We start from the raw sequence: 12762 nt of genomic DNA on the forward strand, positions 1-12762 counted from the left end.
ACCCTGATCTACTTCTTCAAGGGGCAGGGGCGCGTGGCAGGCACCCTGCTGACCCACACGCCTGGCGACATCGGCATCCCCGCCATCGTGCTCTACGAGTTGAAGGTGGGCATAGCCAAGTCCACCTCACCCCGCAAGCGCCGTGAGCAACTGAAGGCGCTGGCCGAGGCCACGCAGGTCTTGCCCTTTGGCGCAGGGGAAGCCGAAGCCGCCGCCCGTATCCGGGTGAGCCTGGAGAAAGAGGGCAGGCCCATCGGCCCTTACGATCTGCTGATCGCCGGTACGGCGATGGCACGCAACGCCATCCTCGTCACCCGCAATACTCGGGAATTCGGCCGAATCAGCAAGTTGCGGGTCGAAGACTGGTACTAGCGCGCCGTAATGCGGCTGCTTGGCGACGGCAGCGTGCTCAATTCAGTCTACCTCGGGTTCGATGCTGACCCACCAGTGCAGGGTGCGGCGGGTGCGCACGGGGGTAGCTATCCAAGCAGGCGACGGTGCACAAGCCTCGGCATCTGCGCCGCAGGCCTGGACCCCGGGGCAACATCGGCTCCAACCCCGGTCCCTTTGGATATCTCGGTGTTCGCTACCGGTATTGAGCGTCATCCCGGAACACGGCATCAGCAAGAAGTCACCCCAAAATCCTCGTAGCTTCACTTGCCCTGGTCATGGATTTTGGGACCAAAAATCAGTAGCATTACGGGCCTTCTTCACCGGCAGCGAGCGTCAGCTTGGATGGTTTCACAAGCGCTTTGCGGATCGTTGGCACAGCTTGTCGGAGCGGCCGCAGCGCTGTGTGTCCTCTTCTCACCAACGCCCGGCTCGGCGACCGAACCCGCGCAGGCGCTGATCTATGCGCCACTGCCGCTGGAAAACGCCTCGCTGACGCAGGCGCGCAATCAGCCGCTGGTCGAGTTGCTGGCGCGGCTGCTGCAGCGCCCGCTCGAGATGCGGCTCTACCCCGATCATGCCGCCCTGCTCGACGCCCTCACAGACGGTGACGTCGATCTCGTCGAACTTGGCCCCCTGCCGTTCCTGCTGGCGCGCGAGCGGATGCCTGACCTGCGGGCGGTGGCGACCTTCCGGGAGGCGGATGGGCGCACCGATTATCGCTGTGTGCTGGTGGCCCCGGTCGATGGCCTGCGGGCGCTGTTCCAGATCGCCGGCCTCGAGCAGCCACTGACGCTGGCGCTGACGCGCCGGGAATCGACCTGCGGGCCGGCCGCCAGCTTCTGGCTGCTGGCCGAGCACGGCATCGAGCCGACCGCCGTGCAGGCGGCCTATGAAGGCGGGCATGGTGAGGTGGCGCTGGCCGTGCTGCGGGAGTCGTTCATGCTCGGCGGCGTCAAGGACAGGGTGGCGCGCGATTTCCACGGACTCGGCTTGCGGGTGCTGGCGGCCTCGCAGCCGGTCCCTGGCTTCGTGCTGGCCGCCAGCCCCGCGCGTCTGGGCGCCGAGGAACGCGAGCGGTTACAGGCCGCGCTGCTGGCCTTGCCCGAGGATCAACGCGCCATGCTGCAGAACGGCCAGCATGGCTTCGCGCCCTTCGAGTGCCGTCTGTTCGCGCGCATCGAGGCGATGCGCGCATTGACCGCCGACTGGCTCGATCAGGTCGAGCCCTGATGCCGCTCGGGCTGCAGCCATTGGAGGTGGCCCGGCGCCGCCTCCTGGCGCTGGCGTTGATGATCGGTGTGGTGGTGCCGCTCGCCCTGCTCTCCTATGCCTTGCTGGCCACCGATCGCAATCGCGCCGAGCAGACCCTGCTCGAGCGCAACCTGCTGCTCCTCTCGGTCAGTTGGCAGGCGACCCAACTGCTGCAACGCAACAGCGTCGAGACCTATTTTCAGGAATATGTCCAAGATGATCCGCGCACCCTCGCATTGCTGCGGGCCGCCCGAGATCCGGCGCAAACCGACCGCGCCCGACTGCACCTGTTGCGACACCTGAGCCCCGCCTACGAACGCCTGGTCGAGCGTGGCGTGCGTCAGTTCCACTTCCATCGGCCCAATGGCGACAGTTTTCTGCGCTTCCATCATCCGGCTCGCTTCGGTGACAATCTGCTCGCCGTGCGCGCCTCGATCCGGCGGGCCAATACCGACCTCGAGCCCGTGTTCGGCTTCGAGGTCGGGCGCGTGGTCTCGGGTTATCGGAGCCTGTTTCCGATCATCGACGCGCGGGGCCGCCATCTTGGCAGTGTCGAACTCAGCCTGCCGTTCAAGGTCTTGCTCGATGAGCTGCAGGCGCTGATGCCCCAGCACGCCTTTCAACTGCTGCTGCTCGCGCAACGCCAGCGCGCGATCCTGTTCGAGGAGCAGCAAGGTCTCTACGAGGCCTGGCCGGCCTCGGATCGATTCCTGGTCGAGGACCCGCATCGCCTGCGATCGGATTCACCCGCGCCGCTGCCAGACTCCATCACGCAGGTGATCGAGGCCCTGGGGCAACAGCCCGCGCTGCTCGCGCGCCTGCACCAAGGCACCGAGCAGGCCTTCCGCTTGCGGGCCGCAGGGCGGGACTATGCCGTGCTGCAGACGCCGATCATCGATCCGGCCGATGAACAGATCGGTCTGCTGCTCGCCTATGTCGAGGAGCCCGGGCTGACCGCGCTGGATCAGGCCTTTCAGGGGCGCCTGATCCTGGTCGGGGTGGTGCTGGCGCTGCTCTCGCTCATCCTGCTCTGGCTGCTGCAGGCGCTGGGTCAACGGCTCAGCGAGCGCAATCGGCTGCAAGTCATCACCGAGACCCTGGGCCAGGGCCTGTATCTGACCGATGCCAAGGCGCGGATCATCCGCATCAATCCCCATGGCCGCGCCCTGCTGGGCTATCCCGAGTCGATCTTGCTCGGTGCCCACGCCCACGATCTGTTTCATTACCACCAGGAGAACGCCTTCACGGCGGAGGCGAGCTGTCCGATCCTAACCACCGTGCGCGCGGGCCGCGAGTATCGCGCCGAGACCCGCTTTCGGCGCGCCGATGGGCAGCTGTTCGATGTACTCGTCGTCAGCCGACCGCTGCTGCGCAAAGGCGACTATGTCGGCGCGGTGACCCTGTTCGAGGACATCGGCGAGCGCAAACAGGCCGAGCGCGCGCTGGTCGAGAGTCGCCAGCGACTGGCCAATATCATCTGGGGCACGGGCGTGGGCACTTGGGAATGGAACCTGCAGACCGGCGAGACGCACCTCAATGAACGTTGGGCCGAGATGATCGGCTACCGCCTGGAGGAACTGGAGCCGGTCTCGATCGAGACCTGGCGCCGTGTCGCCCACCCCGAGGATTTGGCCGAATCCGAGGCGGCGTTCGCACGCCACTTCGCCGGCGAGCGCGATCACTACGAGGCCGAGGTGCGCATACGCCATCGCTCGGGTGAGTGGATCTGCGTGCTGGACCGGGGGCGCCTCCTCACCCGGACCCTGGACGGTGAGCCCGAGTGGATCGTCGGCACCCATCTCGATATCACCGCGCGCAAGCGCGCCGAACTCGCCGTCAGGCAAACGACCCGTCTGCTGCAGGCGGCGTTGGAGAGTTCTCCCTCGGGGATCCTGATCGCCGAGGCCCCGGAGAGCCGGATTCGTTTCGCCAATCGTCCCGCCCTCGAGCTGCTGGCGATCGCGCCCGCGCGCCTCGCGGATGCAAGCCCCCTCGCGTTGTCCAATCACGATGCCGACTGGCAGGTCTTACGACCGGATGGTCAGCCCATGGCGCTGCAAGAGCGCCCGCTGACGCGCGCCATGACCGAGGGTGAGACCGTGACCGGTGAAGAGGTCATCCTGGTCGGCGTGGACGGGCGCCAGCGCTGGGTCAGCCTGTCGGCGGCGCCGATCAAGGATGATGAGGATCGCATCAGCGCCGGGATCGTGGTGCTGGCCGACATCAGCGCACAGAAAGCAGTCCAACACCGATTGCAGCGCAGCGCGCATTATGATGCCCTCACCGGCCTGCCCAACCGGGTCTTGCTGACCGACCGGCTGGAGCAGGCGATGGCGCGCTCACAGCGCAGTGGTGACCGGCTTGCGCTGGCGTTCATCGACCTCGATCGGTTCAAACCGGTCAATGACCAATACGGTCATGCGGCAGGCGATCAGTTGCTGGTCACCCTGGCGCGGCGCATGCGCGAGTGTCTGCGCGGCATGGATACACTCGCGCGCTTGGGGGGTGATGAGTTCGTCGCCCTGCTCTGCGATCTGGCCGACGAGGCCGATGCGCGGGTGCTGGTCGAGCGCCTGCTCGCGGCGCTCTCGAGCGAGGTCACGCTGGGCGAGGCACGGGTGCGAGTGGGTGGTAGCATTGGGCTGACCTTCTATCCACAACCGCTCGCGCGGGATGCCGAGCAACTCCTACATCAGGCCGATCAGGCCATGTACCAGGCCAAGCTCAAGGGACGCAATGCCTGGTGCCTGTTCGAGGGATCCGCGTGAAAGCAGGCCTCGCCGGCCAAGGTTTGAACAGGCGTGCTCGACCTCTAGCGGTCCGTCGGCGACGGCGCTGGGGCTGGGCGCTGGCCTCGGCCTGGTTGCTCGCCGCGCTCATGGCGCTGGGGGTGTTTTGGATCGAGCATGAGAGGTCGGTGCAGGCGCTGTTGGAGCGCAATCTGTCGATGCTGGCGATCAGTTGGCAGGCGACACAGGACTTGCAGCGCCATACGGTGGCGACCTATTTCGAGGAATATGTCGCGCAGCCGCGCACCCTGGCCTTGCTGCGGGCGGCGCAAGATCCCGACCAGATCGATGCCGCACGCCTGCAGTTGTTCCGGCATCTGAGCCCGGCCTATGCGCGCATGGTCGAGCGCGGTCTGCACCATTTCCACTTCCATCGGCCCAATGGCGACAGCTTGCTGCGCTTTCATCAGCCGGCGCGTTTTGGCGACAACCTGCTGGCGGTGCGCGCCTCGATCCGCCGCGCCAATACCGACCTCGAGCCGGTGTTCGGGTTCGAAGGCGGACGGACGATGTCCGGTTACCGCAGCGTGTTTCCGATCATCGATGATCAGGGCCGGCATTTGGGCAGCGTGGAGTTCAGCCTGCCGTTCAAGGCCCTGCTCGAAGAGCTGCGGGCGCTGATGCCACGGCATGCGTTCCAGTTGCTGCTCCATGCGCAACGCCAGCGCGACACCCTCTTCGATGCCCAGCAAGGTCTGTACGCCCCCTGGCCGGCCTCGGCGGCGTTCCTGATCGAGGATCCACACCGCCGGCGGGCGGATGCACCGCCACCGCTGCCGGCGGCGCTCGAGCCACTGGTCGCGCGCCTCGGTGAGCACCCGGCGCTCATCGAACGGCTCCAGCAAGGCCAGCCCCAGGCGTTTCGACTGCGCGCCGAAGACCACCCGTACGCACTGCTCGCGCTGCCGGTACACGACCCCAGTGGGGCCGAGGTCGGCGTGCTGCTCGCCTATGTCGCCGAGCCGGGCTTATCCGCGCTGGATCGGGCGCTGCTGGTGCGTGTCATCGGCGCCTGGTTGGCATTGCTGGCGGTGGCGGTGGTGCTGTTTTACTTGCTGCGCGCGTTGGATGAAAAGCTCGGCGAACGGCATCGCCTCAAGGTGATCGCCGACACCCTGGGTCAGGGACTGTACCTGACCAATGCCGAGCATCGGATCGTCACCGTGAACCCCTATGCCCAGGAGCTGCTCGGCTACAGCGAGGCGCAACTCGCCGGCCAGTCGCCGCATGCGCTGTTTCACCACCACGAGGACCAGGACACCAGCGGGCCGAGCGCCCCGCCCTGTCCGATCGCCGAGGCGATGCTTGCCGGGCAGGAGTATCGCCAGGAAACCGTCTTCCGGCGCGCCGATGGAGACTGCTTCGAGACCTTGGTGGTCGCCCGACCGCTGCTGCAAAACGGCGACTTCGCCGGTGCCGTCACCCTGTTCGAGGATATCCACGCACAGAAGAAGCACCGTCAGGCGATCGACGCGATCGCCCAGACCATCGCCGCCGAGGACAGCGCGGCGTCGATCCTCGCCACCACCTGCCACCACCTCGGCGAGGCCCTGGCGGCGGACCGGGCGCTGGTCTACGACATCGATTTCGAGCAGCAACTGATCATCGGGCTGCATGAGTGGCTCAATCCCGCCCAACCCGACGTGTCTTCCTCCATCGGCCGCTACCCGCTGGCGACCTTCAGGGATGGGGTCACCTACATGCGCCAGGCGCGCACCTGGTTGGTCAGCCAGGCCGATGCCATCCACCCGGCGCTGAGCCAGGATGGCTCGGCGCGCCTCCTGCATGAGCGGATGCGCATCAGCACCCTGTGCTGGTATCCGTTCAACGTGCGCGAGGATGGCTACCACCTGCTGGTGTTCAACTGGTTGACTCCCCAGCCGGCGCCGGATGAACACCAATTGGGGTTCATCACCTCCGCCGCCGGACTCACGGAACTGGCCCTCAACAAGATCCGCATGCTCGAACAGCACCAGCAGCAGTTGGAGCAGATCGCCCACTACGACAGCCTCACCGGCTTGCCCAACCGGGTGTTGCTGGTCGATCGTCTCCGCCAAGCGATGGCGCAGACCAGCCGCCGTGGCGGGCGCATGGTCGTGGCCTATCTGGATCTGGATGGCTTCAAGGCCATCAATGAGACCCATGGCCATGCGGCAGGTGATCGGTTGCTGGTCGGTGTGGCGAAGAGACTGGCCCACGTCCTGCGCGCGGGCGACACCCTGGCGCGGCTGGGCGGTGATGAGTTTGCCGTCGTGTTCACCGATGTGCCGCCCTTCGAGGCCAGCTTGCCCTTGTTGCAAGACGTGCTGCGGGCCGCCGCCGAACCCCATCAGGAGCAGGGGCTGCGGTTACGGGTCTCGGCCAGTCTGGGGGCGAGCCTGTATCCGCAGGCCGAGCCGGTGGATGCCGATCAATTGCTGCGCCAGGCCGATCAGGCGATGTATCAGGCCAAGCTCACCGGTAAGAATCGTTATCATCTCTTCGATGAGGCCTATGACCGCCAATTGCGCGAGCACCATGAAGGCCGTGAAGGCATTCGCCACGCGCTCGCACGGCAAGAATTCGTCCTCTACTACCAGCCCAAGGTGGATATGCGCCACGGCAGGGTGATCGGCGCCGAGGCGCTGATCCGCTGGCAACACCCCGAGCGCGGCGTCTTGCCCCCAGGCGCGTTCTTGCCGCTCATCGCCAATGATCCGCTGATCGTGGCGCTGGGCGATTGGGTGATCGAGGCGGCGCTGGCGCAAGTCAGCGCCTGGCGTGCCGCCGGTCTGGTGCTGCCGGTCAGCGTCAATGTCGATGCCCTGCAACTGGCCCAGGCCGATTTCATCGCCAAACTGCGCGCGGCCTTGGCCCGTCATCCACAGGCACACCCCAGCGATCTGGAATTGGAAGTGCTGGAAACCAGCGCCCTGGAGGATATCGTCGCGGTCACCAAGACCCTGCGTGCCGTGCAGGCGTTGGGCCTGTCCTTGGCGCTGGATGACTTCGGCACCGGCTACTCCTCGCTGAGCTATCTGAAACGCCTGCCGGTCGAAACCATCAAGATCGATCAGAGCTTCGTGCGCGATATGCTCGATGACCCGGACGATCTGGCGATCCTCGAGGGCATCATCAGTCTGGCCGCCGCGTTTCGGCGTCAGGTCCTGGCCGAAGGCGTGGAGACCGCCGCCCACAGCGAACGTCTGCTGCAACTCGGCTGCACGCTCGGCCAGGGCTATGCGATCGCCCGCCCGATGCCGGCCGAGGATCTCTCGCGTTGGTGCGCGAGCCGGATGCCCAGCCCCTAGCCCCAGCGACGGGCAACGGTTAAGCTTGATCGTTTGGCCTTGCGACGGGTGCTGCTTCGCCCGGCGCGCCGTGCCACAGCGAACACTCAACGATGTACGACTATCATTGCACAACGGTCAAGCCAGGGCGCCTGTTCGGGCTCGGGGTCGGCCCGGGCGACCCCGAGCTGATCACCGTCAAGGCGCTGCGGCGACTGCGCGAATCGCAGGTGATCGCCTATTATGCCGGCCCGCACAAGCACGGCAATGCGCTCACCAGCGTCGAGTCCTGGCTGCGCGACGATCAGCAACGCCTGGCGCTGATCTATCCGGTCACCGGCCGCCCGCCGCCGCCGCCGTTCGACTACGAGGCCACCATGCGCGCCTTCTACGATGCCTGCGCCGAGCGCGTCGCCGAACAGCTCGGCGCCGGGCGCGATGTCGCCGCGCTGTGCGAGGGCGATCCGCTGTTCTACGGCTCTTTCATGTACCTGCATGATCGCCTCGCCGAGCGTTTCGAGACCGAGGTGGTGCCGGGCGTCTGCTCGGTGGTGGCCAGCGCCTCGGTGCTGCAAACGCCGCTGGTCTATCGCGACCAGACCTTCCTGGTGCTCGCCGGCACCCTGCCGGAGGCGGAGCTGGAGCGCTTGCTGGCCGAGACCCAGGCGGCGGCGATCATGAAACTCGGCAGCAACTTCGAGAAGGTCCGCCGGGTGCTCCTGCGGCTCGGGCTCGCTGAGCGCGCGCGCTATGTCGAGCGCGCGACCATGGCCGATGAGCAGATCCGCGCGCTGGCCGAGGTCGATCCGGCGCGGGTGCCCTATTTCTCGATGATCCTGGTGCCGGGCGAGCGGTGGCGGGGGGAATCGATCAGCGATGCAGACTAACCCGCACAGCCGCACACAGGCCAAACCGCGCGGCTGGCTGCGCGTGATCGGGCTCGGCCCCGGTGATCCGGCCCTGCTCGCCCCGGCCGCGCGCGCGGCGCTGAGCGAGGCCGAGGAGATCATCGGCTACCGCACCTATCTCCAGCTCGCGGGGCCGTTTCGCGACGATCAGCGCGTGCACGACTCCGACAACCGGGTCGAACTCGAGCGTGCCCGCCAGGCCTTCCAGCTCGCCGCCGCCGGGCGCCGCGTGGTCGTGGTCTCCTCCGGTGATCCCGGCGTCTTCGCCATGGCCACGGCGGTGATGGAGGCGTTGGAGCAGGCCGAGGACCCGGCTTGGCGACAGGTCGATCTGGACATCATCCCCGGCATCTCGGCCGCGCACGCCGCCGCCGCCCGCGTCGGCGCGCCGCTTGGGCACGACTTCTGCACCCTGTCGCTGTCGGACAACCTCAAGCCTTGGTCGGTGATCACCCGCCGCTTGCAGCTCGCCGCCGAGGCCGATCTGGTGATCGCGCTCTACAACCCGCGTTCACGCGCGCGAGCGCACCAGTTCAGCGAGGCGCTGGCGCTGTTGCGCGAGCAGCGCGCGCCCGAAACCGCGGTGATCCTGGGCCGCTCGATCGGCCGCGCCGACGAGCAAGTCATTGTCACGACCCTCGCCGAGATCGATCCCGCGCAGGTCGATATGCGCACGGTGGTGATCATCGGCTCGTCGCAGACCCGCGTCATCGACGCGACCGAAGGCCGGCGGTGGGTCTATACGCCGCGCTGGTATCCCGAAGAGCGTTAGTCGAGCCGCCGCGCCAGCCAGTTCAAAGCGCCATCGACATCGGCGCGGCTCGACAGCGCCGGGCGTTGCGGGCGCTGCCTGATCACCACCGGAATCCCCCGCTCGCGCGCGGCCACCAGCTTGGCCGCCGTCGCCTCCCCGCCGCTGTTCTTGCAGACGATGGCGTCGATGCGATGTGCGTCGAGCAATGCCCGCTCGCTGGCCAGGTCGAACGGACCACGGGCGAGCAGCAGCTCGGCCTGGGCGAAGGCGGGCAGTGGCTGTGGCGGGCTCACGCAGCGGATCAGGAAGTGGACCGCCGGCAGGCCAACGAAAGGCTGCAGATCCTGCCGCCCGACCGCGAGCAGCACGCGGCGCGCCCCGAGCTGCTGCAGCGTCGCGCACGCGGCCTCCCAATCATCGACCGCATGCCAGCCAGCGCCCGGTTCAGGCTGCCAGGCCGGGCGCTCCAGGCGCAGCAACGGCACGCCGAGCGCTTGGCAGGCCTCGGCCGCATGCCAGCCCATGGTCGCGGCGAATGGATGCGTGGCGTCGATCACGGCAGCGATGCGTTGCTCACGCAGATAGTCGATCAGTCCAGCGACCCCGCCGAAGCCGCCGATGCGGGTTTCTCCGGCCGCCAGCCGTGGGCTGCTGGTGCGACCGGCGAGCGAGCTGATCACGCGCCAGCGCGCGGTGGTTGGCGCGCTCAAGGCCTCGGCCAGCGCATAACCCTCGCTGGTGCCGCCAAGGATGAGAAGGGTCTGTCGCTCAGCCATCAGAGTCGCGCCTGTGCAGATAATGCTGGCGCTCCAGCGCATCGCGCCAGAGTGCGGCCAACCGATAGGGGCCATGTACCAGCTTGCTGTAGGGCAGCAGCAGGAATAGCGCCAGCACCAGCCCGAGGTGCAGGATCAGCAGCAGCGCCATGGCTGCGGTCTCGCGCCAGAGCAACAGCAGCAGCCCGCTGAGCGCAACCGCACCAAGCAGCCACAACAGCGCCTGAGTGGCGCTTTGGCTGTCGGGTGCGGTCGGCTGCGGATCAGCGCGCGCGCCGAGCCATCCAAGGCCGAGCACACCGGCCAGCATGAACAGCCCGCCCAGGCTGCCGAGCAACACCGGCGCACTCCAGAGGGGATACGGCGCCAGGCGACCCAGCAGATGATGATAGAGCGTCGCGGTCACGGTGGCGGCAACGCTGAGCAGGACGCCATACAAGAGTGCATGGTGCCAGCGCCGACGCCAGTGCGACGGGCGCGCGTCGAGATCGGCACAGCCGGGACCGCCCCCGTGCAGATGGCGCAGCGACAACGCCTCGCGCAGCGCGGTGGCAAGCGCTGGGAGTCGATCATCCCAAGCGGCGTCGGCAACCGCCTCGGCCGTGCCAGCGCTCGCCCGCCAGAAGCGGCGCAGCCCGACGCCGAGCGCCAGCAGCGACCAGCCCAGCGCGAGACCGGCGAGCAGCACCATCCAGCCCCAGGGCAGCACCTGATAGAAGGCCCCCGGGCCTTGGTGGACCGCCCACAGTCGCGCCACCGGCACCTCGATCAGCACCAGCGCCAGCAACGCCAGGGTCGTGATCAGCGAGGCCAACAGCGCTGCACGGTGCGGATGCGCGAACGATCGCACGAAGGGCTGTGGCCAGGCGTGCCTGGCGTAGCTCTCGGCACGGGTGCGCGCCAGCGCGCGCGGCAGATTGAGCGCGAATGGATGCGGCGGCGCGTACTGGCAGGCATAGAGGCAGCTACGGCAGTGATGGCAGAGATTGGCGAGCTGATCCCGGTCGCCGGCCGCGAGCAGCGGGCGGCGTTTTGCGGCGTCGAACACCGGGCAGAGACCATTGCAATAACCGCAGACGTTGCAGATGTGCAGCGCGCGTCGAGTCTCGGCCTCGCCAGTCCGCTGCGGCTGCTCGACGGCAGACCGCTGAGCGGACCAGGGCGCTGGGTCGACCTCAGCCAAGGACATCGCGCGCCGCCTCCTCCCCGGCCGCCCGTCCGGTCGCCAGCCCGATCATCAACGCCAAACCGGAGAGATAGCCGCGACTGAGCAGGTTCGGCGCCATCAGCATCCCGGCCGCGAACAGATTGTCGAGCGCTCCACCCTCGCGGAGACGCACGCGCAGCACCGCGTCGACCGCGACGCCGTGATAGGTGAAGGTGATCCCGGGGCGCATCGGATAGGCAAACAAGGGTGGCTCGAGCGGACGCACCGTCGCATTGTACGCGTTGAGCGTCTGCGTGAGTGCCGCGCCGGGAATGCCGAGCCGTTGTGCCAGCTCGGCCACGTCAGGGGCGCTGATCGGCGGATAAAACGACGGCGCTTCGAGCTGCAGCCCGCGCTGATCCAGGATCAGATAGCCGATCTGCCCTGGGAAGCCGGCGAGCCTTTGCCCCCACGCCGAGTAGCGCGTCGAGCCCGTCTCCGCGCCTTCGTCGTAGCGGCGCTGGCCGTCGCGGTCGACGACCATGCCGGCGTGCATCGAGCGCACGCGGGTGACGATGCCGCCATCATCGGCCGGTGAGCGGGCGTCGACCGCGACCAGATAGGCGGCGGCGGGATCGCCCGCCGCCGCGATGCCCTGGCTCAGCAGGCTGCGGAGCACGATGCTGGTGGCATGCGGGGTGCCACGGTTGATGAAGCCGTCGGCGCTCGCGCCCCAGTGTGTTCGCAGCCACGGCCGATCGGCTTGGGCTCCGCCTGAGCAAAGGATAGTGGCACCCGGATTGACTGTATGCACGCTGCCCTGTGCGCTCACGCCCTGTTCGCCTCCCCGCTCGCAGCCCTGAAGCGACACATCGACCGCTTGCACAGTCCGCCCATCGACCCGGAGCGCCTCGACACTGGCCCCATAGCGAATCACGACGCCCAGCCGGGCAGCGGCTGCGTAGAGGGCATTGAGCATGGTCTTGCCCCCGCCGAGCAGGAAGGCGGTCTTGCGCGAGCGCGGCAATCCACCGCCGGCGACTGGCTGCAACGGGACGCCGAGATCGGCGAGCCACTCGGGAAGATCGCGCGAGCGCTCGATCAGCACGCGCAACAAGGCCGGGTCCTGATCATTACCGGCGACCCTGGCTAGGTCGCGTCGGAACTCGGCCTCGGGATAAGGACCGGCCGAGAACGGCGACGGTCCTTCGTGCACATAGCGGAAGTTGCGCGAATGCCGGCTGTTGCCACCGCGCTCGCCAGCCGGCGCGCGCTCGAGCAGCAGCACCGAGGCGCCCGCGCGGCGCGCGGTGAGCGCGGCGCAGAGTGCCGCCGTGCCGCCACCGATGACCAGCACATCGGGCTGCAGGATCGCTGAACATACCGACGACAAACGCATTAGAGAGGTTGGTGGCTTGTCACATCCGCCAGAACAGGGCTTCGATTGTTTATTTTAATGAGAGTCGCTCTCATTT

Annotated in this window: 9 protein-coding genes; 6 read left to right on the forward strand and 3 right to left on the reverse strand. The window is 67.6% G+C overall.

The window, feature by feature from the left end:
• The 6 genes from CCR82_RS00125 to cobJ all read left to right on the forward strand — a co-directional run.
• A partial coding sequence (locus CCR82_RS00125) for a type II toxin-antitoxin system VapC family toxin (protein WP_201243179.1) occupies positions 1–372 on the forward strand: 372 nt, incomplete at its 5' end.
• A 390-nt stretch (positions 373–762) separates the two neighbouring features.
• Positions 763–1623: a PhnD/SsuA/transferrin family substrate-binding protein gene (locus CCR82_RS00130; protein ID WP_201243180.1), complete on the forward strand. Its 861-nt coding sequence runs from the start codon at positions 763–765 to the stop codon at positions 1621–1623.
• Entirely contained in the window at positions 1623–4412 is a 2790-nt protein-coding gene (locus CCR82_RS00135) for a diguanylate cyclase domain-containing protein (protein ID WP_201243181.1), read from the forward strand. The genes CCR82_RS00130 and CCR82_RS00135 overlap by 1 nt, the downstream gene beginning before the upstream one ends.
• On the forward strand, positions 4409–7723 hold the full coding sequence (locus tag CCR82_RS00140; RefSeq protein ID WP_201243182.1) for an EAL domain-containing protein: 3315 nt from the start codon (positions 4409–4411) through the stop codon (positions 7721–7723). Before CCR82_RS00135 ends, CCR82_RS00140 begins: the two co-directional genes overlap by 4 nt.
• Positions 7724–7815: 92 nt before the next feature.
• Positions 7816–8589, forward strand: coding sequence for a precorrin-2 C(20)-methyltransferase (locus CCR82_RS00145; RefSeq protein WP_201243183.1), 774 nt, complete (start codon positions 7816–7818; stop codon positions 8587–8589).
• Positions 8579–9382: a precorrin-3B C(17)-methyltransferase gene (gene cobJ, locus CCR82_RS00150; protein WP_201243184.1), complete on the forward strand. Its 804-nt coding sequence runs from the start codon at positions 8579–8581 to the stop codon at positions 9380–9382. Before CCR82_RS00145 ends, cobJ begins: the two co-directional genes overlap by 11 nt.
• On the opposite strand, the gene CCR82_RS00155 is transcribed toward cobJ, so the two are convergent.
• The 3 genes from CCR82_RS00155 to tcuA are packed head-to-tail and all read right to left on the reverse strand — an operon-like array spanning position 9379 to position 12686.
• Positions 9379–10140 (reverse strand): cobalt-precorrin-6A reductase, encoded by a 762-nt coding sequence (locus CCR82_RS00155; RefSeq protein ID WP_242513125.1) that lies wholly within the window; start codon positions 10138–10140, stop codon positions 9379–9381. The genes cobJ and CCR82_RS00155 overlap by 4 nt on opposite strands.
• Positions 10133–11329, reverse strand: a complete 1197-nt coding sequence (gene tcuB, locus CCR82_RS00160; RefSeq protein WP_201243186.1) for a tricarballylate utilization 4Fe-4S protein TcuB — start codon at positions 11327–11329, stop codon at positions 10133–10135. Before tcuB ends, CCR82_RS00155 begins: the two co-directional genes overlap by 8 nt.
• Positions 11316–12686, reverse strand: a complete 1371-nt coding sequence (gene tcuA, locus CCR82_RS00165; protein WP_201243187.1) for an FAD-dependent tricarballylate dehydrogenase TcuA — start codon at positions 12684–12686, stop codon at positions 11316–11318. The genes tcuB and tcuA overlap by 14 nt, the downstream gene beginning before the upstream one ends.
• Between the last annotated feature and the right edge of the window lie 76 nt (positions 12687–12762).

It is taken from the genome of Halochromatium salexigens (assembly GCF_016653295.1).
Taxonomy (GTDB): domain Bacteria; phylum Pseudomonadota; class Gammaproteobacteria; order Chromatiales; family Chromatiaceae; genus Lamprobacter; species Lamprobacter salexigens.

Excerpts from the sequence above, each read along its gene's own strand:
- tcuA (WP_201243187.1), bottom strand. The coding sequence starts at position 12,686 with ATGCGTTTGTCGTCGGTATGTTCAGCGATCCTGCAGCCCGATGTGCTG.
- tcuB (WP_201243186.1), bottom strand. The coding sequence starts at position 11,329 with ATGTCCTTGGCTGAGGTCGACCCAGCGCCCTGGTCCGCTCAGCGGTCT.
- cobJ (WP_201243184.1), top strand. The coding sequence starts at position 8,579 with ATGCAGACTAACCCGCACAGCCGCACACAGGCCAAACCGCGCGGCTGG.
- CCR82_RS00135 (WP_201243181.1), top strand. The coding sequence starts at position 1,623 with ATGCCGCTCGGGCTGCAGCCATTGGAGGTGGCCCGGCGCCGCCTCCTG.
- CCR82_RS00145 (WP_201243183.1), top strand. The coding sequence starts at position 7,816 with ATGTACGACTATCATTGCACAACGGTCAAGCCAGGGCGCCTGTTCGGG.
- CCR82_RS00155 (WP_242513125.1), bottom strand. The coding sequence starts at position 10,140 with ATGGCTGAGCGACAGACCCTTCTCATCCTTGGCGGCACCAGCGAGGGT.